Origin of the sequence: Streptomyces sp. NPDC020807 (assembly GCF_040641575.1) — a bacterium.
Taxonomy (GTDB): Bacteria; Actinomycetota; Actinomycetes; order Streptomycetales; family Streptomycetaceae; genus Streptomyces.
The window spans coordinates 174,801-197,060 of record NZ_JBFADU010000007.1; the positions used below are offsets into that span (position 1 = coordinate 174,801).

The 22,260-nt window shown below is 72.4% G+C and carries 18 protein-coding genes; 6 read left to right on the forward strand and 12 right to left on the reverse strand.

From position 1 onward, the window contains the following. The first annotated feature begins 36 nt into the window (after nucleotides 1–36). From AB0G79_RS14420 to AB0G79_RS14430, 3 genes are all read left to right on the forward strand, one after another. Nucleotides 37–2,964 (forward strand): AAA family ATPase, encoded by a 2,928-nt coding sequence (locus tag AB0G79_RS14420; protein ID WP_360805627.1) that lies wholly within the window; start codon nucleotides 37–39, stop codon nucleotides 2,962–2,964. A gap of 207 nt (nucleotides 2,965–3,171) precedes the next feature. Continuing rightward, nucleotides 3,172–4,089 carry a helix-turn-helix domain-containing protein gene (locus AB0G79_RS14425; protein ID WP_360805630.1) on the forward strand — a complete coding sequence of 306 codons (918 nt, stop codon included), beginning with the start codon at nucleotides 3,172–3,174 and terminating at the stop codon, nucleotides 4,087–4,089. 40 nt (nucleotides 4,090–4,129) lie between these two features. Continuing rightward, on the forward strand, nucleotides 4,130–6,403 hold the full coding sequence (locus AB0G79_RS14430; RefSeq protein WP_360805633.1) for an NB-ARC domain-containing protein: 2,274 nt from the start codon (nucleotides 4,130–4,132) through the stop codon (nucleotides 6,401–6,403). A gap of 12 nt (nucleotides 6,404–6,415) precedes the next feature. Here AB0G79_RS14430 and AB0G79_RS14435 read toward each other — a convergent pair whose 3' ends face one another. Together AB0G79_RS14435 and AB0G79_RS14440 are read right to left on the reverse strand one after the other, a co-directional pair. Continuing rightward, nucleotides 6,416–7,423 (reverse strand): alpha/beta hydrolase, encoded by a 1,008-nt coding sequence (locus AB0G79_RS14435; RefSeq protein ID WP_360805636.1) that lies wholly within the window; start codon nucleotides 7,421–7,423, stop codon nucleotides 6,416–6,418. Between the two features lie 91 nt (nucleotides 7,424–7,514). Then, a complete protein-coding gene (locus tag AB0G79_RS14440; RefSeq protein ID WP_360805639.1) occupies nucleotides 7,515–8,474 on the reverse strand; it encodes a helix-turn-helix domain-containing protein in 960 nt (319 codons plus the stop codon). Nucleotides 8,475–8,705: 231 nt separating this feature from the next. Between AB0G79_RS14440 and AB0G79_RS14445 the strand changes: the two genes are divergently transcribed. Beyond that, a complete protein-coding gene (locus AB0G79_RS14445) occupies nucleotides 8,706–9,134 on the forward strand; it encodes a hypothetical protein (RefSeq protein ID WP_360805642.1) in 429 nt (142 codons plus the stop codon). Nucleotides 9,135–9,324: 190 nt separating this feature from the next. Further along, entirely contained in the window at nucleotides 9,325–9,843 is a 519-nt protein-coding gene (locus tag AB0G79_RS14450; protein WP_360805645.1) for a pyridoxamine 5'-phosphate oxidase family protein, read from the forward strand. Nucleotides 9,844–9,984: 141 nt separating this feature from the next. On the opposite strand, the gene AB0G79_RS14455 is transcribed toward AB0G79_RS14450, so the two are convergent. The 4 genes from AB0G79_RS14455 to AB0G79_RS14470 all read right to left on the reverse strand — a co-directional run bounded on the left by AB0G79_RS14455 (nucleotide 9,985) and on the right by AB0G79_RS14470 (nucleotide 13,493). Then, on the reverse strand, nucleotides 9,985–10,560 hold the full coding sequence (locus AB0G79_RS14455) for an antibiotic biosynthesis monooxygenase (protein ID WP_360805648.1): 576 nt from the start codon (nucleotides 10,558–10,560) through the stop codon (nucleotides 9,985–9,987). Between the two features lie 124 nt (nucleotides 10,561–10,684). Beyond that, nucleotides 10,685–12,289, reverse strand: a complete 1,605-nt coding sequence (locus AB0G79_RS14460) for a multicopper oxidase domain-containing protein (RefSeq protein ID WP_360805651.1) — start codon at nucleotides 12,287–12,289, stop codon at nucleotides 10,685–10,687. Continuing rightward, nucleotides 12,286–12,783, reverse strand: coding sequence for a hypothetical protein (locus AB0G79_RS14465; RefSeq protein WP_360805654.1), 498 nt, complete (start codon nucleotides 12,781–12,783; stop codon nucleotides 12,286–12,288). The genes AB0G79_RS14460 and AB0G79_RS14465 overlap by 4 nt, the downstream gene beginning before the upstream one ends. Before the next feature lie 113 nt (nucleotides 12,784–12,896). Next, nucleotides 12,897–13,493, reverse strand: a complete 597-nt coding sequence (locus tag AB0G79_RS14470; protein WP_360805657.1) for a CGNR zinc finger domain-containing protein — start codon at nucleotides 13,491–13,493, stop codon at nucleotides 12,897–12,899. Nucleotides 13,494–13,581: 88 nt separating this feature from the next. Here AB0G79_RS14470 and AB0G79_RS14475 point away from each other — a divergent pair, with 88 nt between their 5' ends. Beyond that, entirely contained in the window at nucleotides 13,582–14,376 is a 795-nt protein-coding gene (locus tag AB0G79_RS14475; RefSeq protein WP_360805660.1) for an MBL fold metallo-hydrolase, read from the forward strand. Between the two features lie 6 nt (nucleotides 14,377–14,382). On the opposite strand, the gene AB0G79_RS14480 is transcribed toward AB0G79_RS14475, so the two are convergent. The 6 genes from AB0G79_RS14480 to AB0G79_RS14505 form a co-directional block, all read right to left on the reverse strand. After that, nucleotides 14,383–15,075 carry a D-Ala-D-Ala carboxypeptidase family metallohydrolase gene (locus tag AB0G79_RS14480; protein ID WP_360805663.1) on the reverse strand — a complete coding sequence of 231 codons (693 nt, stop codon included), beginning with the start codon at nucleotides 15,073–15,075 and terminating at the stop codon, nucleotides 14,383–14,385. 297 nt (nucleotides 15,076–15,372) lie between these two features. Beyond that, nucleotides 15,373–16,725: a hypothetical protein gene (locus AB0G79_RS14485; protein ID WP_360805666.1), complete on the reverse strand. Its 1,353-nt coding sequence runs from the start codon at nucleotides 16,723–16,725 to the stop codon at nucleotides 15,373–15,375. Nucleotides 16,726–16,953: 228 nt separating this feature from the next. Then, entirely contained in the window at nucleotides 16,954–17,967 is a 1,014-nt protein-coding gene (locus tag AB0G79_RS14490; RefSeq protein WP_360805669.1) for a methyltransferase, read from the reverse strand. A gap of 12 nt (nucleotides 17,968–17,979) precedes the next feature. Continuing rightward, the gene (locus AB0G79_RS14495) at nucleotides 17,980–19,044 is read right to left on the reverse strand and encodes a type III polyketide synthase (RefSeq protein ID WP_360805672.1); all 1,065 of its coding nucleotides are present in this window, start codon (nucleotides 19,042–19,044) and stop codon (nucleotides 17,980–17,982) included. 365 nt (nucleotides 19,045–19,409) lie between these two features. Next, nucleotides 19,410–21,131, reverse strand: a complete 1,722-nt coding sequence (locus tag AB0G79_RS14500; RefSeq protein ID WP_360805675.1) for a lamin tail domain-containing protein — start codon at nucleotides 21,129–21,131, stop codon at nucleotides 19,410–19,412. Nucleotides 21,132–21,397: 266 nt separating this feature from the next. After that, nucleotides 21,398–22,114: a flavodoxin family protein gene (locus AB0G79_RS14505; protein ID WP_360805678.1), complete on the reverse strand. Its 717-nt coding sequence runs from the start codon at nucleotides 22,112–22,114 to the stop codon at nucleotides 21,398–21,400. Nucleotides 22,115–22,260: the final 146 nt, after the last annotated feature.

Below are 22,260 nucleotides of genomic sequence, written 5' to 3' on the forward strand. Positions count from 1 at the left end.
GCCGGGCGGTTCGCGTGGTTCATACTGTTCCGCCGTATGAGCGTGAACCGAGTGACGACAGGGACCGTGCCCGAGGGGCCCGGCGGCGTGGGGGCACCCCTCCGGGGCAGGGACGCCGAACTGGCGTTCGTCGAGGGGCGGCTCGACGCGCTGGTCCGGGGCGAGGGCGGGATCGTCCGCGTCGAGGGCCCCGCCGGGATCGGCAGGTCCAGGCTCCTCGCCGAGGCCGCGACGGCCGCGAGACGGCGTGGCGTCCGGGTGTTCGAGGGGGCGGCCACGCCCGGCGTCACGTCCGGAGCGTCCCTGCCGCCGGAAACTCCTGTACCTCAAGTGTCTCCTGTACCTCAGGTGACTCCTGCATCTGAGGCACCTCCCGTCCCTGGCATACCCCTCGTACCCCTCGGCCCGCTCCTGGAAGCCGTACTCACCGGAGGCGATCCGCTCGCGTCCGGCCGGCGCCTCCGGGACCTCGCCGCGGCACCCGGCCAGCGGTTCTGGCTGCTCCAGGAGTTGGGGGACCGCCTGCGGGAGGCGGCCGGGAAGGCGCCCCTGCTCGTCGTCCTCGACGACCTCCAGTGGTGCGACGACCTGACCCTCCTCACCTTCCGCACCCTCGCGGCCGCACTCTCCTCGCACCCGGTCCTGTGGCTCGTCGCCGTGCGCGGCGGCACCGTGCCGCCGGGAGTGCGCACCACCCTGGACCGGATCCGTACGGCGGGCGCTCGCGAGCTGGTCCTGGACCCCCTGGACGACGGCGCGGTCGCCCGGATCGCCGAGGACGTCCTCGGCGCCGCACCCGACCCTGACGTCCTGCGCCTCGCCCGCCGCGCCGAGGGGGTGCCCCAGCTGCTGGTCGAGCTGCTCGGCCGACTGCGCGAGGAGGCGGTGACGATCGGGAACGGCACGGCCGGGCTGCCCGCCGGACCTCCCGCCCCACGGCAGCTCCCGTCCGTCGCGCGCCGCCTCGACCAGCTGTCCGGCGACGCACGGGAGCTGGTGCGGGCGGCGGCGGCCGCGGGCGGCACCGTCACCGTGGCGCGCCTCGCCGACCTGCTCGGCAGCTCGCCAGCGGGGCTCATCACCGCCCTGCGGGAAGCCCTGGACGCCGACCTGCTCGCCGAGAGCGGCGACCACCTCGCCTTCCGCCACGACCTGGTCCGCGAGTCGGTGCAGGCCGGCCTCCTCCCGCTCCCACGTCAGGCTCCGCGCCGCGAGGTCGCCGGACCGGCGCCGGGGACACCCGCCGATGCCGCCGCCCCCCACCCGAACGCCGACGCCGACGCCACCGAGGCGGCCCGGCTGCGCACCGAAGCGGCGGAACTCGCGCCCACCGCGCCCGCGGACGCCGCGGAGCGCGGCCTCAAGGCCCTGGAACTCGTCGGCGCGGCCGCGCCGGAGCGGCCGGCGCTCCTCGCCGAGACGATCCCGCTGCTCTGGCAGACGGGCCGGGCCGCCCAGGCGCGTGATCTGGGCACCGCCGCCCTCGCCGCCGGCGGTCTCGGATCCGAGGGCGAGGCGCTCGTCCGCCTCGCCCTGGCACGCCTCTCCGTACCCTTCGACTTCTCCGAGGCGGTCGCCCAGGCCCGCGCCGGCGCGGCACTGCCCGGGATCTCCGCCACCGTGCGCGGACGGCTGCTCGCCATGCTCGCCGTCGGCCTGTCGATGTCCGGCGAGCACGCGGTGGCCGAACAGGTCGCCGAGCAGGCCTGGGAGACCGCCGCGGCCACGGGCGACCGCGGCGCCGAGGCAACCCTGACGACCGTCCGCTCCGCGGTGAGCTTCCACCGCATGGCCCTGACCGAGGCCTTCCGGCAGGCCGAACGGTCCGCCGCGCTCGCCGACGCCCTGGGCGTGAGCACCTCGCTCTGGGTCCCCGAGGCCTTGTGGCACGCCCTGCTCTCGAACACCACGGGACGCACCGCCGAGGCGCTCGCCGTCGCCGAGGAGGGCATCCGGATCACCGGCGAGCAGGGCCGGACGGCCGCCACCCGCATGTGGCGCATGACCCGCTCCCGCGTCCTGCTGGAAGCCGGACGTCTGGCGGAAGCCCGTACCGACTGCGAAGCGGCGACCGCGCCCGACGACCCCGGACCGGGCAACCTCGCCGACGTGACGCTCCGGTACGTGATGCTGCGCGTCGCCCTCCACACCGGCGACCGGGCGGCCGTGCGGACGTACGCGGCGGAGGCGCGGCGCATGCGGGACGACGAGGCGCCCGTCGTCCGGCACTTCGGCTCGTGGATGCTGGCGCTGACGGCCGACTTCGACGGCAGCCCCGACCGTGCCATGGCCGAACTCGACGGGGTGATGACGTCGCCCGCCGAGGCCAGGCCCGCGTACGCCGGTCTGGTCGACCCCGCCGACGCCCCGGTGCTCGTCCGCCTGGCGCTGCGGGCGGGCGCGTTCGAGCGGGCCGCGCAGACGGTCGCCCAGGCCGAGCGGCGCGCCGCGCTCAACCCCGGCTTCCCTTTCCTCGCCGCCACGGCCGCCCACGCCCGCGGGCTCCTCGACAACGACCTGACCCTTCTCGTACGCGCCGTCCGGCTCTTCGAGGACAGCCCCAGGGTGCTGGCCCGGGCGTCGGCGCTGGAGGACGCCGGACGCAGGCTGGCGGCCACCCGCAGGTCCGAAGCGGTGCCGTACTTCGAGACCGGCCTCGCACTCTGGGAGCGCGCGGGCGCCGAACGGGACGTCGCCCGGGTGCGCCGCCGCCTGCGGGCGGCCGGAGTCCGCAAGCGGCCCGCACCGGCCGGAGCCGACCACGCCTGGCCCGAGCTGACGGCCGCGGAGACCCGTGTCGTCCGGCTCGTCGCCCGAGGGCTGACGAACCGACAGGCGGCCGAGGAGCTCTCCCTCTCCCCGCACACGGTGGGCTCGCACCTGCGCCGGGCCTTCACCAAGGTGGATGTCACCTCGCGCGCGGAGCTGACCAGGCTGGTCAGGCAGCGCGACTGCGGAGAGTAGTCGCTTCGTATCCCCCGTGGGCATCAGGGCAATGCACGATTCGTGCGATGTGCCGACGTCGTCGTTTCCTCAGACTGGTCTGGAGCCGCGAGAAGGAGAAGCCCGCGGACCCCCGACCGGGAGAGGAACCACGCGTGACCGTGAGGCAGCAGCGAGCGGGGCCCGAGCCGGCCCTCCGCCCGCACGAACCTACGGCAAGGAACCACCATGCCCCCCACACTGATCTCCCGGGCACCCGGACAGGAACCCCGGCGGACCCCCGCGCCCACCGCGCCTCCCTCCCCCTCCACATGGCTGGTCCGGATGGTCTCCGAGCTGCCGGACACGGACGACGGCAACCACGTCTACCTCGGTGTCCACGTCCGAGGGACCGTCACCGTCGGCCGTGAGCGCGCAGGGACCCTCCTGGAGCCGAACGACCTGGTCTTCTGCGCCCCCGCCCGCCGGCACCTGCTGCGGTTCGGCGAGGACGGCCGGATGATCTTCTTCCGGGTGCCCCGCTGCTACCTGGGCGTCGCCGAACCGGAGCTGGACCGGGTGCTCGGCGTCCCCGTACGCGGCGGGGAGGGCATCGGGGCGCTGGCGTCCTGCTTCCTGACCGCGCTCGCCGCCAACGCGGAGTCCCGCCGCCCCCCGATCGGGGACCGGCACGCCCGCACGGCCGTCCACCTCCTCTCCGTCCTGGTCGTGGAGCTCCTCGAAGCGGAGACGGCGGACACGGCGGAGCACGCCGACGGGGCGTCCGGGGCCGGCGACGAGATCCTCGCCCGCGTCCACGCCCACATCGAGGAGCACCTGACCGACCCCGATCTCTCGCCGGAGTCCATCGCACGCGCCCACCACATCTCCGTCCGGTACCTGCAGAAGCTGTTCCAGAACGACGGCAGCACGGTGAGCCGGTGGATACGGCAGCGCAGGCTCGCGTCCTGCCGGTTCGAACTGGGCCGCTCCACCCGCAGAACCACCATGGCCGCGATGGCCCACCGCTGGGGCTTCAGCAGCCCCTCGCACTTCAGCCGCACCTTCCGCGGCGCCTACGGCATGAGCCCCAGCGCCTGGCAGGCCCTGGCGACCTCGGCCTTCGCGCCGATGACCGCGCACACCCAGGACGAGCGACCGCGCTGAGACGCGCGGGCTCCGTCGTGCCCGACAGGAAAGGAGAGCCGTGTACGGGAAGCAGTCCTTCGCCACCGTGCTGCGCGGCCTGCGGCAGCGCGGCCGGCTGACCATGGAGGAGCTGGCCGAGGCGTCGGGAGTGAGCGTCCGGGCCATCGGCGACATGGAACGGGGACGCAGCCTGGTGCCGCAGCGGCGCACGGTGGTGGCGCTCGCGGAGGGGCTCGGACTCACGGACGAGGAGCGCGAGGCGCTCCTGAGCACGGCACGGGCGGCCCGTCCGACGCGCGCGGTCGCGGCGGCCGGAACGGTCGTCCCCCCGCGCTCGGTGGGGGACTTCACGGGCCGGGAGCCGGAGCTCGCCGTCCTCCGGGGGGCCGCCGAGCGGTCCCGCACCGGCGGCGGCGAGTCGTCGGTGTGGGTCGTCTCCGGCCCCCCGGGGTGCGGCAAGACGACGCTGGCGCTGAAGGCGGCGGCCGATCTCGCGGACGGGTTCCCCGACGGCTGCTTCGTGGTCGACCTGCACGGCGTGGACGGTCCGGTCGACACCGACGAGGCACTGCTGAAACTGCTGAAGGCCCTCGGGGTCTCGGACCGCCGGCTGGCGCAGGAGGACCCGCGGGGCCGCGCCGGGCTGCTGCGGGCGCTGCTGGGCGACCGCCGGTGCCTGGTCGTGCTGGACAACGCCCGCGACGAGCGCCAGGTCCGTGCGCTGCTGCCCGCCGGCGGGCGGAGTCTCGTCCTGGTCACCAGCCGGCGACCCCTGACCGGGCTCGAGGACGTCGACCGCCTCGCGCTGACGGAGATGGCGCGGGACGAGGCCGTCGAGCTGCTGCGGCGGATCCTCGGCGCGCGGCGGGCGGACGCGGAGGCCGACGCGGTGGCGCGCGTGGCGGAGCTGTGCGGACGACTGCCCCTGGCCCTGCGCGTGGCGGGCAACTGGCTGACCGTCCGCTCCGGATGGACCGTCGACCACCTCGTCCGACGCCTGGCCGACGAGGAACGCCGGCTCGGCGCGCTCGCCGCCGGCGACGTACGGGTCGAGGCCGCCTTCGAACTGTCCTACCGTCAGCTGACCGGCCAGGCCGCGCGGATGCTGCGGCTCCTCAGCCTGGTTCCCGGACCGGACATGACCGCCGCCCACGGTGCCGCGCTCACCGCGACCGGCGTCTTCGAGGCCGAGGACGTGATGGAGGAGCTCGTCGAGGCGGGCCTGCTCCAGGCCACCTTCACCGGGCGGTACCAACTCCACGACCTGCTCCGTCTGTTCGGCCGCCACCGGCTGTCCCGCGAGGAGTCGGCGGGGGAGCGGGCAGCGGCGGACGACCGCCTGCGCACCTGGCTCCTGGAGACGGCCGCGGTCGCCGGCCGCTGGTACAAGCCCGGGTACGGGGCGCCGCCGCGTTCCTGGCGGGGCCTGGTCCCGCTGGAGAGCGCGGAGGAGGCCCGTGACTGGCTCCAGAGCGAAGCCCCCTCCTGGCTCGCCGCGCTGCGCGCCGCCGCCCACCGGGGCGAGCACGCCCGGACCGTGGAGACCACCCACGCCATGGACTGGTTCTGCGACCTGTGGGTGCACGGGGGGCACTGGACCGAGGTCTTCCGCCTGGGGGCCGAGGCCGCGGCCGCGCTCGACGACCCGTACATGCGGGCCTTCCACCTCAACTGCCTCTCCTGGGCGTTGAACACCTGCGACCAGCGCTACCGCGAGGCCATCGAACGGGCCGACGAGGCGCTGGGACACGCCCGCCGCGCACAGGACGTCCACCAGCAGGTCTCGGCCCTGGTGCACGCGGCGAGCGGGTACCGGCAGCTCGGCGACGCCCCCCGGCTCGCCGACCGCTCCCTCGCCGCCGTCGAACTGTCGGAAGCGGCGGGCCACTACGAGGCGTGGCCCCAGGCCATGCGCCTGTACGGGAGCGCCCTGCGCCTCCTCGGCCGGGCCGAGGAAGCCCTCACCCTCCACCGGCGCGTCATCGCCTTCCTCGACGCGCCCGACTGCCCGCTCAGCGCGCATCTCGTCGCCATCTTCCGCGCCACCTCGACGCAGGCTCTCGGCCTCGACTACGCCGCACTGGGACGGTGGCGCGAGGCCGCCGACCACCTGCGCAGCGCCCAGACCCAGTCGAACCGCATCGGCATCGTCCACCGCGAGGCCGAACAACTGCTGCACCTCGGAGAGGCCCTGATCGAACTCGGCGAGACGGAGGAAGCCCGCTACGTCCTCCACCAGGTCCTCGCCCTGGGAGACGCGGCCGACGACAAGGAGCTCAAGGCGGCCCGGAGACTCCTGGACACGCGCGTCGGCGGACTGGCGGCGGCATGAAGCCGTGGCGGCTCAGCCGCGATGCCGGTGCAGGGCCACGTGCACGCTGTCGAGGACCTGGACGAGGGCGGCGCGCGCGGAATCCGTGTCGCGGAGCCGGTCGAGGACCATGAACCCGTGGATCGTCCCCTGGTAGCGCAGGGACACCACCGGCACCCCGGCCGCACGGAGCTTCGCCGCGTACGCCTCGCCCTCGTCCCGCACCACGTCGGCCTCGCTCGTGACGACCAGCGCCGGGGGGAGCCCGGCGAGCTGCTCCAGGGACGCCCGCAGCGGGCAGGCGGTCGCCTGGCCCCGCTGCCGTACGTCGGGCAGGTACTGGTCCCAGAACCAGCGCATCGTCTCGCGGCCGAGGAAGTAGCCGTCGGCGAACTCGCGGTACGAGGGCGTGTCGAAACCGGCGTCGGTGACCGGGCAGATCAGCACCTGCTGGAGCAGGCGCACCCCGCCGCGTTCCTTGGCGAGCAGGGTCAGCGCCGCCACCAGGTTGCCCCCGGCCGAGTCGCCCACGACGGCCATCCGGCTCGCGTCCAGACCGATCTCGCCACCGCGCTCGCCCACCCACCTCGCGACGGCGTAGCACTGCTCGACGGCGACCGGATAGCGCGCCTCGGGGGCACGCTCGTACTCGACGAAGACCACGGCCGCGTCCGTGCCGAGGGCGAACGCGCGCACCAGGCGCCGATGGGTCCCCGCGTCGCCGAGAACCCAGCCGAGACCGTGCAGGAACAGCACGACGGGAACCTCGCCGACGCTGTCGGCCGGCCTGACCACCTGCACGCGTACGTGCCCGGTCGGCCCGCCCGGAACGGCGAACCACTCGGTGGTGACGGCATCCTCGTCCCGCGGGTCGGAGGTGCCGGCGCCCTGGAGGACCGCGAGACCGAGACGGGCCTGCTCCAGGTCGTGGACGTGCGCGGACCGCGGATGGGTGGACGGCGGGCAGGAGTACCGGGACAGGAAGAGCCGCGTGGGGTGGTCCAGGACGGGGCGGGGGGACGAAGGGACGAAGCCGGTCACACACGGTCTCCTGCCGAGACGGGCCGAAGCGGAAGGGCGGTACGGCGTACGGGCCGCCCGCGGACGCATGCGCCCCCGCGGGCACGGGAACTCACCCCTGGGCGGCGGCGGCACGCGCGTCGCGCCACTCACGGGGAGAGACGCCGTAGGCGGCGCGGAAGGACCGGCTGAAGTGGGCCGGGCTGCCGAAGCCCCACCTCTGGGCCACGGCGGACACCGTCGGGGCCGTCCGGCCGCGCCGGGCCAGTTCGCGACCGCACTCCTCCAGGCGGCGTTGCCGGATGAGCTGCCCGACCGTGATCCCCTCGCCCTCGAACAAGCGGTGCAGGTAGCGGACGGAGATCCGCTGGGCGCGGGCGATGCGCTCCGGCGACAGATCGGGGTCGCCCAGGTTCCGGTTGATGTGGTCCCGTACGCGCCGCACCAGATGGCTGGGCGCGTCCGCGTCCGTGCCGCCCGGGTGGGCCCGCTCGGCGATCAGCGTGGCGAACAGCTCGACGACGTTGCCGGCCAGCCGGTCCGCGACGGTGGGCGGGTAGCCGGCGGCGGGGGAGGAGGCCAGGGTGGCCAGGAACGGCAGCAGCATCGCGCCGAAGCCGTCCCCGGTGCCGATGGCACTGCCGGTGACCTGCCGGATGTCGCCGTCCGGCACGCCGAGCGTCCGGCGGGGAAGCTGGAAGACGTGCGTGGCGAACCGCCGTGGATAGTCGAAGGAGTACGGCCGCGTCGTGTCGTACACCACGAGGTCACCCTCACGCACCTCGGCCCGCCTCCCGTCCTGTACGAACGTGGCCGTGCCGGCCACCTGGACGCCGACCGCCACCAGCGCCTCGGAACACCTGGCGATGAGCGCCGGCGTCCGACTGACGCGCTTCGCGTCGGCCTCCACGGTCGAGACCTGGAGGTACCCGAGACGATCGGCGGAGATCCGCCCGTCGAACGGCCCGTCACCCCGCGGGGCGACCTCCATCGGCACCAGCGTCCTGCTCACCGCGTCGTTCCAGAACGCGACCTTGTCCTGGTCCGGCACGGAGGCGGTTGTGAACACCACGCTCAATTTCTCTCCGCTCAGGGAAGTGACTCCGGGGTTGCGACGGGCGGGGACAGGACGCTGCACCTACCCGGAACACGACCGCCGGGTTCCCACCCGCGAGGAACAGCCAAGCAGCGGCCCGACGGCGGCTCCAGGCAGAACCACAGGCAGGAATCGGCAGAACCCACCGCCGACGCCACCCGCGAGGGAACAGGGCATCGAGACGGGGCGGCCGGGATACTGACGAGCGTGACGCCCACGACTCCCGCGGAGCCCAGGTCTCCCATCACGCCCACGACACCCGCCACGACTCCCGCGAACCGGCCGAAGAGCTCGGCCTCGACACCTCCCTGGCCGAGGGCGGAGACCTGCTGTGGGTCGTCGACCAGCGCGTCACCCGCCCCGGCCCCACCCCCGCCCCCGCGCAGGCTCCACCTGATCTACCGCTTCCACATCACCCCCGACGTCCGCGCCACGCTCGCCGAGCGGGAGCTGGAGGAACTCCCCGACGGGAGCCACGAAGTGGGGGCCATCGAGTGGGTCGACCACCGCAGGACGGCGGACCTGCCGATCTTCCCGCCCGTCGGCCCCGCCCTCGCCGCCCTCCACGACCCCCGCGCCACCGTCGGCGACGCCGCCCCGGCGACCGTCACGGACGACAACCACACGTGGGTGTGACCCTGCTTGACAGTCACAGGCCCGAGGCGGTGCCCCCTACCGCCGCCCCGCGGAATGACCCATCTCATGCCCCGAAACACTCCGCGACCGCTCTCCAAGGTCTGTGCCGGAACCGAGTTTTGACGGCACTGTCGACGGGCGTGGCCGCCCGGGCGGGAGAGCTCCGGGGCAGGGCGTGGGATACTTGATCATGCCTGTGACCAATCCGTGGCTGGCCGGCCCGATTCCGAAGCAGCGACTCGACCGCGAGCGGCTGGAAGAGCGCATACTCAATCTGCTGTCGTCGCAGAACATGTGCGTGATCGCGACGGCAGGACCGGAGGGGCCGCTCGCGACGCCTGTGCGGTATTTCCATCTCGACTTCGCGGTGATGTTCTCCACGGCTGCTGGTTCGCCGAAGATGAGGAATCTCGCCTCGGATCCCCGGGTGTCTGTGGGGATCTTCGCTCCGCTGGTCGGGCAGGCCAGCAGCCGAGGTGCCCAGCTCTTCGGTCGGGCTCGTGTGCTGTCCGAAGACGACGCTGATTTCGGGCACTACTGGCCGGCCTTCCGCTGGCAGTCCGACCACGTCGAACGGTCGCGTTCTCTCGACGAGTCGCCGACGGGGCCGCTGGTCGTCATCGAGGCCGAGCGGATCGTCTATACCGAGCACTGGCTGCGGCGCGAGGGGTTCACGCCGCGTCAGTTCTGGACCCGCACGGACACGTAGCCGGGATCCTTCGTCAGGCTGCCGGACTGGAACCCGCCCGATTGCCGAGACGGGTCCAGAACGCGGTGAAGCGCCGGTGGGCCGTCGCTCCCGACGGCCCACCCGTGCGGACTGCACCGTCCCTGTCACGAGAGACGACCTCTAAGACGTCAGCCAGTCGCGGAGGATCCTGCTGACGGACGGCATGGCGACGTACGTCATGAGGAGGTTGAGGACGGCGGCGGTGATCGCCGTGCTGAGCACCAGCGGGAGAGCGGTGAGGTGCGGTGTGAGGAGGAAGCCGGCGAGGAGGGCGAGGGGGTAGATCGCGAGGGTCGCGCTGATCGCCATCTTCCAGCGGGGTGGCGCGGGCCGGGTCGAACCCGGCTTCGCGAACCACGTTTCCATGCCGGTCAGGGTGCGGCGGGCTATCTCGATGTGGTGGTGTCCTCGGCAGTCGGCGAACCAGGACGCTCGCTCGGGTGACTCCTGCCAGGCCTGGCACGCCGCCGCGTTCCTGAAGCGGTGGACGAGGAACCAGGGTGCCTCGCCGCCGGAGGAACGGAAGAGGCCGTACCCGAGGTGACCGGGGAAGGCCGCGGCGGTTTCGAGGATGCCTCTCGCCCAGGCTTCGAAGGCGGCTTCGTGGCCGGGTTCGACCCGGCGGGCTATCAGGAGGGTCACCTCGCCGGTGTCGGCGGGGACGGTGGCGTGTTCGAGGCGGGTGGTGACGGACACGGCTTCTCCAGGGTGATCACGCCGCGCCACGCCGTACTGTACGCGTTCCTCTACGACGGTCGGCCCGCGCCCGTGATGTCGCGCCGGGGCGGGCCGTGCCGGGGTGAGGCCGGGTGCGGTTCGGTCATTCGGTGGTGAAGTCGCCCATCATGGCCATGTCCTCGTGTTCGAGGTTGTGGCAGTGGAGCATGTACGTGCCGGTGTACTGGGTGAACTGGGTGGCGATTTCCAGCGTTTGGGCGGGCCGGAGGTCGATGGTGTCCTTGAGGCCGTGGTCCTGGGGCCCGGGGGGCTGGTTGTTGCGGCTGAGGATCTGGAAGTGGTTGAGGTGGACGTGGAGCGGGTGGTGGAAGTTGGTGGTGAAGCGCCAGATCTCGGTGGTTCCCAGCTTGGGCTGGGCGAAGTCGTAGCCGGGGATGTAGGGGCGGCCGTTGATGGTCCAGCCGGTGTCGTTGCCGGTGAGGTGGAAGTCCCGGGTGACGACCGCCTTGGCGGGGTCGAGGCGGGGGATGGTGCTGAGCCTGGCCGGCACGCCGGTGGTGTCGCGGGGGGCGTCGTGGCCGAGGTCGAAGCGCATGACGTGGCCGGTGGGGCCGGTCGCGTACGCGTTGCGCAACTGGACCTTGGTGCCCGGCGCGTAACGGGAGAAGTCGATGACGACGTCGTAGCGTTCGGCGGGCGCGATGTCGAGGGTGTCGTGCGTGACGGGTGTCTCCAGGAGGCCGCCGTCGCTGCCGATCTGGATGAAGGCGTCGCCACCGGGGGGCGGGGGATCGAGGTACAGGCGGTAGGGACGGGCGTTGGAGGCGTTCAGCAGGCGCAGGCGGTAGCGGAGGCGCCGGGTCGGGTGGACGGGCCAGGCGGCGCCGTTGACCAGGATGACGTCGCCGAGGACGCCGTTCATGTAGTCCGTGGTGACGCCGGGGGTGCGGTGGCGGGGGTCGACGGCGGGGTACTGGAAGGTGCCGTCCTCGTTGAACGCCCGGTCGGTGATCATGAGCGGGATGTCGCGGTCGCCCTTGGGCAGGGGGAGCCGTTCCTCCTCGTCGTCGTGGACGAGGTGGAACCCCGCGAGACCCTTCCAGACCGCGGCGCCGGTGTGGCCCATGCGGTGGTCGTGGTACCAGAGCGTCGCGGCGCGCTGGTCGAAGGGATAGGTGTACGTGCGCGTGCCGTCCGCGAGGTCCATGGCGGCGGCGTGACCGCCCCCGCCGCCTCCGGAGCCGCTGTGCATCGCGTCCATGGCGGCCATCTCCTGATGGACGTCGTGGGCGGTGTACGAGCCGTCGGCGGGAAGGATCAGCGAGGTCGGGTAGCCGTCGCTGGAGGCGGGGGTGTGTCCGCCGTGGAGGTGGACGACCGTGGGAAGGTCGAGTTCGTTCCGGTGGCGCACGACGGTACGGCGACCTGACCGGGACACGATCGTGGGTCCGGGGAAGGAGCCGTTGTAGGTCCATGCCGGCGTCTTCAGGCCCGGCAGGATGCTGAGATCGGCGTGCCGCGCGGTGATCTCGTACGTGTCGGTGGTGCCCGTGGTGCCTGTGGGCCTCAGGACCGGAGGGATCGGCAGCGCGGTGGCGTAGGCGGGCGGGAGCGCGGTCCGGCTGCGCAGGAGCCGGCCGGGGTGTCCTTCGCGGGCGTACGCGCTCAGCAAGGGCCAGCCGGCCGCGGTGAGGGCACCCGTACCGAGGACCGCCCCGCCCGCGGTGAGGAGCGTACGGCGCTTCATCGGGCCGGCTCCCGGTGGACGGACACCGCGGCGGCCGGGGCGGCCGGAGCGGGCTCTCCGGCCGGGATGTCGCCGCCGCCGGTGGCGGGCGTGGCGGTGGAGGCGGGTTCGAGGGCCGGGGAGGCGGCCGGCAGGGGGGTGGTGAGGGCCCGGTGGGTGAGGAGGGCCACGCACGCGGTGAGGACGGACCCGAACAGGACGTGGAGGGCGACCGCGCGGCCGATCCCGAGGGCGATCTCACCGACGAACGCGACGACCAGGACGGCGGCGAGGGGCAGCGGCGCCTTGGGGCCTCCGGCGCGGCGCACGAAGTAGGCGGCGACAGCGGTCAGCAGGGCGGTGACCGTCAGGACGCGTGCGCTTGTTCCGTGGAGGGCGAGCATGTCGTAGTGGCCGCCGAGGAAGCCTCCGGCGAGTGCCGCCTGGAGGAGCACCAGGACGGCCAGCAGGACGGCGGTGACACGCAGGGTCAACAGGGATGCACGTAAGGACATGGCATTGATCCAACCCGAGTCGTCCGCATGGTCGCAACCGTGACTCGGTTCCCCGGCAAGGGAGTTGAGTGGCTCTCAGGTGGGACTCCAGCGGTCCTCCGGCAGCTCCCCGGTCAGGGCGAGGCGTGGGTGCGGCGGGCGTAGGCGCGGGCGGCGCGGGCGCGGTCGCCGCAGCGGACGGAGCACCACTGGCGGCGGCCGTGGCGCAGCAGGTAGCGGGTGCAGGGTGGGGACCCGCAGGCGGTGAGCCGCTCGGCGTCGGAACCGGTCAGCAGGTCGGCCGCGTTGGCGGCGAGCGTCGCCAGGGCGCGGTCGAGGATCTCGTGGGTGGGGCACTGCGTCGCGCGGTAGGGGCCGGTTTCCTCGTCCCAGCGCAGCAGTGCGGCCGCCGGGGCCCTGCCCAGTGCGTCGTTGACGGCCACCAGGGACTCGGACGGGGCGGGGAGGCCTGCCACCCGTGCGGCGAACAGCGCCCTGAGGTGCCCGCGGAGCGAACGCAGTTGTGTCGCGCACGTCTCCCGCACCCCGGCGTCGGCCGGGGCCAGTCCGTGCGCGGAGAGCCACAGGTTGGTCGTCGCGGGGGTGTCGAGCAGGTCGACGTGCTGACCGCCGGGCAGCGCGATCGCGCTGTTCACGAAGGCGATGGCGAGGTGGTCCTCGGCGCCCGGTGCGGGTGGCGGCAGGGCGTCGCCTGTCTGGGACTCATCCATGATTCTCATGTTACAGCTTGCCCTTGTCCGTGAGAGGGGGCTAGCTTCCTCTCACGGATAAGCGACTTCTCAAACGTGAGGCATTCTGATGACGGCGATACCTGTCCGTGTCTTCGGCGGTCCGACGGCCCTGTTCGTCTACGGTGGCCTGCGCTTCCTCACCGACCCCACCTTCGACGAACCGGGCGACTACGACGTGCCCGGCGCACGGCTGACCAAGACCGCGCCGTCCGCCGGCGCACCCGAGCGCGTCGACGTGGTCCTGCTCTCCCATGACGAGCACCCCGACAACCTCGACATCGCCGGGCGCGCCTTCCTCGCCGGAGTCCCGCTCACGCTCACGACCCCCGGGGGCGCCCGGCGACTCGGGGGCGCCGCCCAGGGGCTGGCCGACTGGGAGTCGGTCGAGCTGCGGCGCCCCGACGGCGGTGCGGTGACCGTGACCGGCGTGCCCGCGGTCCACGGCCCCGGCGCCCGCGAGGACGTCGAGCCGTTCACCGGTCAGGTCGTCGGCTTCGTTCTGACCGGGCAGGGCCTGCCCACGGTCTACGTCAGCGGTGACAACGCCTCCCTCGACGCCGTCGAGCGGATCGCCGAACGGTTCGGCCCCGTCGACACCGCCATCCTGTTCGCCGGAGCGCCGCGCTTCGACGTCCTCTTCGGCGGAGCGGTGATCGTCCTGGACAGCGCCCAGGCGGCCGAGGCCGCGCGGATCCTCGGCGCCCGCCGGGTGGTCCCCGTCCACTACGACGGCTGGGCCCACTTCACCGAGGGCCGCGACGCCCTGCGTGCCGCCTTCACCGCCGCGGGCCTCGTCGACCGCCTCGATCTCGATCCCGTTCTCGATCCCGTTCTCGATCCGGCTCTCGACCGCGAGGCCTGAGCATCGTCAGATGCCGCAGCTGGACGCCGACCAGAAGCGGCTGGCCCGGTGGTCGACGTGGGTGTGGTCGCCGTGGTCGGGGTAGCCGGGGCCGAGGATGCCGTTGAAGCCGTGGTTGCGGGCCTGCTGGGCGAGCAGGCACAGGGAGTGGGGCCCGGAGCCGAGGTCGGCCGCGTCTCCGTAGAGGTGGCGGCTCGTCGTGGCGCCGCCGGCCGCGGCGTTGCAGGTCTGGCTGCGGAAGCCGCTGGTGACGCGGATGCTCTGGTCGCCGAGGGCGTGGCGCAGGGCCTCCAGCTTCCACATCGTCCGCAGCGCGTTGGACTTGGCGGTGGCCGCGCTCACGGCGCCGCCGGCCCACGTGGTGTTGCAGTTGTTGAGCTCGGCGTAGGAGAAGTGGAGGGGGGTGCAGTCGTCGTCCTGAAGGGCGTAGATCTTGCTGAAGGTCGCAGGCCCCGCGATGCCGTCGGCGGCGAGTCCGTAAGCGGCCTGGAAGCGTTTGACGGCGGCGGCCGTCGCCGGGCCGTAGTCGCCGTCGATCGCCAGCACGCCGCCGTACCCGGGGTATCCGGCCACGCGGATCTGCAGCGCCGTGACGTCGGCGCCGGTCGTGCCCTGGGAGAGGGTGCGCGACCAGGTGTAGCAGGCGTCGGCCTGGGCGGTGCCTGCGGTGGCGACCACTCCGCCGAAGGAGGCAGTCATGACCATGACAATCGAGAGCAGCAGGCGAAGGGGCAGGGAACGCGGGGGGCGTCGTCGCATCGGTCCTCCATGGCCTCACGGATTCGAGGTGACCCAGTGGTGGGCGTCCCCCCGAGACTGACGGCACGGTCGACGCGCGTCAACCACGCGGGGCCGAACGTCATTTGTCGAGCCAATGGCGCCCGGACGAACGCGACGGCAGCCGCACCGACGCGACGGCATCCGCACGCCGTCCCCGCTGCCGTCCCGCGCCCCCGCCCACCAGGTCACCGCGGACGGCCCGCCGGCCGTCGTCACTCAGCGGCCGAGCAGGACGAGGGCCGCGCGGGCGAGGAACCGGGGGTCGGTGAGGGCCTTCGGGGGCAGTTCCATGTTCACCACTCCCATGTACCGGGCGTTGACGGCGGAGTCGCGGACGGACGCCTCGGTGAGGCGGTCGGCGACCCACTTCTGTACGCGGTACCCGCGCGGGTAGGGGCCGGTGACGTGGGGCTGCACGAGGTCGGCGGTCGTGGAGAGCTGCCATGCCCCGTCCACGACGGCCTCGGCGAGCCGGAAGTAGCCCCAGGCGGGATCCCGCGGAGACGGGTGGGAGCGGAGGTGGGCACCGAGGGCGTTGGCCGCCAGCGCCGACAGGGTCAGTCCCTGGCCGTAGATCGGGTTGACGCCGGCCAGGGCATCTCCGACGACGACGAGCCCACCGGGGAAGCGGCTCAGCCGTGAGTGAACCCGGCGGCGGCTCTCGACGAAGCGGTATGTCCTGACGTCGCCGATCATCTCGGAACGGTCCGCCACCGTCCTGATCGGGGCGACGCAGCGGCGCATCCGCCGGAGGAACTCCTCGCGGTCGGACCCGGGCCGGTGGTCGGCGTAACCGGCGAGGACGACCGACCACCGCTCGCCCTCCACGGCGGCGAGGGCGCCGGGTTCCGTCAGGGTGGGCTGGTAGTCGGATGCCGGACCCGGGCTGGAATGGGCGATGACGGTGCTGCCGAGCTCGTCGCCCCGGTGGAACAGGGCCGTGGCGTACCCCAGGTCGATCCTCATGCGGTCGACGGGCGCCGGGTCCCAGCCGTGACGGAGCAGCCAGTCGTCCAGCGGGCTGTTCCGGCCCATGGCGTCGACGACGAAATCGGCGTCGAGCGTCTCGCCGACCTCCGCGCCGACCGCCTTGCCGACCGGATCTCCGACCGTCTCGCCGTCGGGGGCGGCCGTGTTCACGCCCACCACCCTGCCGTCTCGGAAGACGAGTCCGGTGGCCTGCGCCCGGCTGAACCGTACGTTGTCGACGGCGGCGACGCGGCGCCGCAGGTGGCTCTCCAGGAACGGCCGGGTGGCCCCGAGCATCCGCGCGCCCCGGACGGGCGCCTTCAGCCGCCCGTCCAGGTAGAAGCGCACGTCGTCGCCCTCGCCCAGCAGGGCGCCGCCCTTCACCAGCTCGTCCGTCACCCCGGGGAACCAGCGTTCCAGCTGCGTGTGGCCCATGGACAGCAGGGCGTGGAGCTGGTGGCGCTGCGGGGTCCGCCGACCGAGGCCGTCGTCCCCGATGACGTCGGGCTCCAGCACGACGACGTCCTCGGCGTGCTCGCTCAGCACGCGGGCCGCGAACAGCCCCGCGTAGCTTCCGCCCATGACGATGGCCCGCTTCACGTCAACCCCCACCCCGGCACAGGTGCCGAGCCCTCGAACGCCGTTGCCGACGCGGTGTTCCGTACACGCCGACCTGGACCCTACCCCGCGTCCACCGGCGCCCTCGGAGCGGTCACCGCCCCGTACGTCGCAACGGATCGCTCGGACCCGTGAACGGGCCCGAGCGATCCGTGTGATGTGGGTGATCCATGTGAACCCGTGTGATCCGTGTGGTGCGGACGATCCGGATCAGTGGTCGGTGGACTTGTGGGCGATGGCGAGGGTGGCGGGGGTGCCGGTGTCGTGGAAGGTCACGCGGGTGTAGCCGGCGTCGGTGAGCCAGGTCGTGTAGTCGGCACGGGTCCAGGTTCCGCCGGTGTTGCTCTTGGCGAGCATCTCGGAGGCGAAGAGGAGGGGGAAGGACGGTCCGCTGCGGTCGTCGTCGACGATGTAGTCGCAGACGATCAGGGCGCCGCCGGGCTTGAGGGTGTCGCGGATCCTGGCGAAGACGGTCGTGTTGTCCTCGGGGCTCTCCTGGTGGGCGATGTGGGAGTACAGGGCGATGTCGTAGGTGGCAGCGGGAAGGGGGGTGGTGTGGAAGTCGCCGTCGAGCGTGGTGAACCGGTCGGCCAGGGAGTGACGGCTGAGGAGGCGTCGGGCGATGTTGTTGATGGGTTCCCAGTCGAGCTGGGTGACGTGGGCCGTGGGGTTCTGGCCGAGCCAGACGGAGGAGAAGATGCCTGATCCGCCACCGATGTCGAGGATGTCGAGGTCGGGGGTGGTCGCGATGCCGAGGACGTCGGAGGCGGTCTCGGCGGCGGGGACGGAGATGCCGGCGATGGCGGTGACGACGTTCTCCCAGTGGGGGTTGTCGGCGACCTCGACCATGGGCTGGGTGCCGGGGCCGCCGGTGGTGAAGACATCGAGCCGGCCGCCGAGTTTGTCCATCTCGGCGAGTTTGAGTTGGGCGAAGCCGCTGATGTCGGTGGGTTTTCCCTCGACGAGATAGTGATCGGCCTCGGGTGTGTTGCGGTACGCGCCGTCCTGGGTCGTCAGAAGACCGAGGCCGACGAGGCCGTCGAGGAGGGTCTGCGTTCCGCGCGGGGCGAGGCCGGTCTTCGCGGCGAGTTCGTCCGGGGTGGTCAGCCCGTGGTGGATGTGGGTGAACAGGGAGTTCCGGGTCGCGACGCCGAGGAGTCCGGTGGCCCAGTAGCCGCTGGCGATCTCCAGGATGCGGCCGGGGGAGGGCTGGGTGCTGGTCATGGATCCTTCTCCTCAGTGACGAGTGGGCGTGGTCGTGTGCCAGGACCCGAGGGCCATTTCGGCGGTGATGCCGGGGCCGAAGCCGGCCACGATGCCGGTGGCGCCCGTGGCGAGAGCGTTCTCGTCGAAGAGGCGGCGGGCGGCGTCGAGGACGACGGCGCTGGCGATGTTGCCGTACTCGGTCAGAGTGGCGGTGGAGTGCCGGAAGGTGTGGAGGTCGACGCCGAGGTACTTGGAGAGGTCCGCCAGGATGCGGGGGCCGCCGGCGTGGATGATGTAGAAGTCGAGCGCGCCGATGTCCCAGCCGTGGTCGGCGGCGAGGTCGGTGAGGACGGGGGCGAGGGGCTCCATGGTGCCGGGGACGCGGCGGTCGAGCTGGAAGTGGAAGCCGGTGGAGCGGACGGCGTACGAGATCCAGTCCTCGGTGTGGGGGATGAGGTAGGCGGCGTTGCGCTCCAGCCGGATCCCCTCTCCGCCCTGGCCGCGGACGACGGCGGCGGCCACCGCGTCGCCGAACAGGCCGTCGGACAGGAGCGAGCCGATGTTGTCGTCCGAGGGCTGGTAGCAGAGGGAGCACAGTTCGCAGGAGACGATCAGGACGTTGGCGGTCGGGTAGGCGGTGGTGAAGTCGTGGGCGCGGTTGATCGCGGCACCGCCGGCGGCGCAGCCGAGCTGGGCTATGGGGATCTGCCGGGTGTCGGTCCGGAATCCCATGCTGTTGATGAGCCACGCGGTCATCGACGGCATCATGAAGCCGGTGCAGGACACGAAGATGATGGCGTCGATGTCCCGCGCCGCGAGGCCGGCGTTCGCGAGGGCCTCCTCGATGACGGCGGGGCACCGCTTCTTCGCCTCGGCCTCGAAGACGCGGTTGCGTTCCTCGAGGCCGGGGTGGCGCAGCGTCTTCTCGATCGGCTGCACGATGTGCCGCTTCTGCACACCCGTGTTCCGGATCAGCCGGAGCGCGAGAGGCAGCTGGGGCTTTCCGCGGTGCGCCTCCTCGGCGAAGTCCAGGGTCTCTTCCATCGTGATGATGTACTCGGGCACGTTCACCGACGGTTTGCACAGTGTGGGCATGATGGTCGATCCACCTTCTGGGAGAGTCGGGAGGGCATTGGCAGCGGGGCGCCTCTGTACTCTCGGCGAAGCCGCTTGCTCTCGACTTGTCCTCAACTTGGGATCGAGTTCACCCTGACCAACGCTCGAGCACGACCGCTCCGTGGGCTTGAGGCACGCTCGGGACGTACGGAACCGGGCGCCGGCGGCGTCACGTCCCCCCGTACATGCTGATCACCCTGGGGATACTCTTCGCCGTCACCCCCGTGGTCGGCCTTCTGTACGCGCTGACGCTCGGCGAGGGCTCGGAAGCCCCGCCGTCGAGTGAGACGTGGGAGGTCTCAACCCGGCCGCGCGGAAGCCCTGTTGGTTGCCCGTCCTGTCGCTCAGTAGGCCGTTCCGTCGGCGTGCCGGCCGGGCGAGCTGGTCAGCGAGCTGATGGTGTCGTGCTTGACCCAGCCGCCGGTCGCCGAGCCGTCGGGGCTCCGGTTGACGGACACGCCGTCGGAGCCGGCCTGGGTCGAGGTGTAGGACATCGACTGGACCGTCGTTCCGGTCGAGTCCCGCAGGACGACCTGGTCACCGCTGTTGGACAGGTTGAGGTCGCCGGTGCCGGCCGCCACCGCGACGACGCCGGCGGGGATCGCCGAGACGGCGCCGAACACCGTGATCGCCTTGCCGGGCTCCAGCGTCGTACCGGCCGCGAACGTGTGGCGCACGGCCGTCCCGTCCCGGAGGGTCCATCCGCCGAGGCCGACGGCCGTGCCGCCGGTGTTCACGATCTCGACGGCCTCGCCGGCGGTGCTGCTGCCCGGTTCGTTGGCCAGCACCTCGTTGATGGCGACGTTGGCGGGGCTCCCGCCGGTGGTGACGGTGACGTTCCGGGTCGTGGTGTGGGTGGCTCCGCCGTTGTCCGTCACGGTCAGCGAGACCGCGTAGGTACCGGCCGACGCGTAGGTCACGGACGGGTTCGCCGCCGTCGAGGTCCGGCCGTTGCCGAAGTTCCAGGCGCGGTTCACGACGGTGCCGTCGGAGTCGGTGCTGCCGTCGGTGAACGTGCAGGTGAGCGCGGCACAGGAGTGCGTGTACGAGGCGGTGGGCTGCTGGTTCGCGCCGCCGCCACCGCCGACGGCGAAGTCGTAGCGGGCCAGCACCGGGTAGTGGTCACTCGTCGTCGCCGCGTAGTTCGGGACGTAGGCCTGGGGCTGGAAGGCCTTCGCCGAGCCCGCGACGTACTTGGCCTGCACCTCGTTGGTGGTGAGCTGGTGGTCGATGAAGTCCGGGTAGCCCGCCGTCGACGGCACGCCCGCCAGCGAGAGGGCCCGCGTCGGGAACGTGTAGCGCGCCGCGTCGTTCACGAAGTTGGCGTACGGCGAAGCCTTCCCCGAGGTGATGGACGTGTCCACGTCGTCGTTCCAGTCGCCGACGACGAAGACGTTCTGCGTGGGATGGGTCGCGTCGAGGTAGGACTTCAGGGCCTGCGACGCGGGGCTGCGCAGGTTCCACGCGTCCTGGGTGGAACCCGCCTTCGCGTGCAGGACGATGAAGACGAGGTCACGGGTGACACCGTCGAACGTGCCGCGCAGCGTGAACTCCACGGGCGGCCGGCCGGCGAAGTCGCTGTTCTGGGCGGTGAGGATGACCTTCGCGCCCACCAGGGTGGCCAGGCTGGAGCGCCAGACGAGGGCGACCTTCTGCTCGGTGTTGCCGAAGTCCGAGTAGTACTGGGCTCCGTTCGTCACGATCGGATCGTTGGCCACGACCCCGGTGTACCCGGGCATGCCCGCCACGAGGGTGTTGAACGCCGAGGTGCTGACGACCTCGGAGAGGCCCCACACGTCCATGTCGGTGCCCGCCATGACGTCGCGGACGTTCCGCTGCTGCAGCGCCTCGTCGGTCGGGCCGTAGTTCGAGGCGCCGAACCACTCGACGTTCCAGTTGCCGACGTCGAGCTGTGTCGACGATCCCTGCGACGGAACCGTGGCGGCGGCGCTCGCCGCGGGGGCGGTGGTGAGCGCCGCCGCCACGGTCACGGCGGCGGTCACGAGGGCGGTGGCGAGCGCGGCGGCTCGGCGGGGGCGTTGCGCCGGTATGCGGCGAGGTGACATGAGGTGCCTTTCGCGAGCAGTTGCGGACAGTTCGCGGAGCACCGCACCGGGGGTCTGTGGGGGGACACGCCGTGGCGGCAGGGCAGTTCTACGCGCGTCGGGTTGCGCGCGGGAGACGGGAGGGTTTCCCCCGCGTGTCACTTCTACGCGCGTTGCACAGTGTGCACCGGCCGCCGACCGCGACGCCATATCCCTGACACAGAGCTTCTGTTGGGCGGCGGTCCCGGTGGTCGGCGCCGGTGCCGGGACCTGCCCGGGAGGTCTGCTCAGCGGTGCTCGGGGTTCTCGAAGTCGAACCGGCAGCCGGCGTCCCACTCGGAGCGCTGGTTTCCGTACGCGGGGATGCCGCCGGCGTCCTTGAGCATCCTGGCCAGGTGGAGCTGGTTCCAGGTCATGAAGGTGGTGTTGCGGTTCGTGAAGTCGTTCTCCGGTCCGCCCGAGCCGGGATCGAGGTACGACGGGCCCGGGCCGGCCTCGCCGACCCAGCCCGCGTCCGCCTGGGGCGGGACGACGTAACCGAGGTGCTGGAGGCTGTAGAGGACGTTCATCGCGCAGTGCTTCGCGCCGTCTTCGTTGCCGGTGATCAGACAGCCGCCGACGCGCCCGTAGTAGGCGTACTGGCCGCGCTCGTTGAGGATCGACGAGCAGGCGTACAGGCGCTCGATCACCTGCTTCATGACCGAGGAGTTGTCTCCCAGCCATACGGGCCCGGCCAGGGTCAGGATGTCGGCGGCCATGACCTGCGAGTAGATCACCGGCCACTCGTCGGTCTCCCACCCGTGCTCCGTCATGTCGGGCCAGACACCGGTCGCGATGTCGATGTCCACCGCCCTCAGCACGTCGACCCGCACGCCCTGGCGCTCCATGATCCCGGTGCTGATGTCGATCAGCCCCTGCGTGTGGCTGCGCTCCGGGGAGCGCTTCAGGGTGCAGTTGATCACCAGGGCGCGCAGATCGGCGTACGACGTCGTGGGGTCCGGCACGGAATCCTCCTCCGAGCGCTCCGGGAGTCCGGACAGGACGTGACGGGACCGGAGACCACCCGGCTCAGCTCACCACCTCCTCACCCGGGGCGCTCGCGGGGCTGGGCCGGTCGCCTGACAGCGCCACCCGCTCCGGTGCCCCGCGC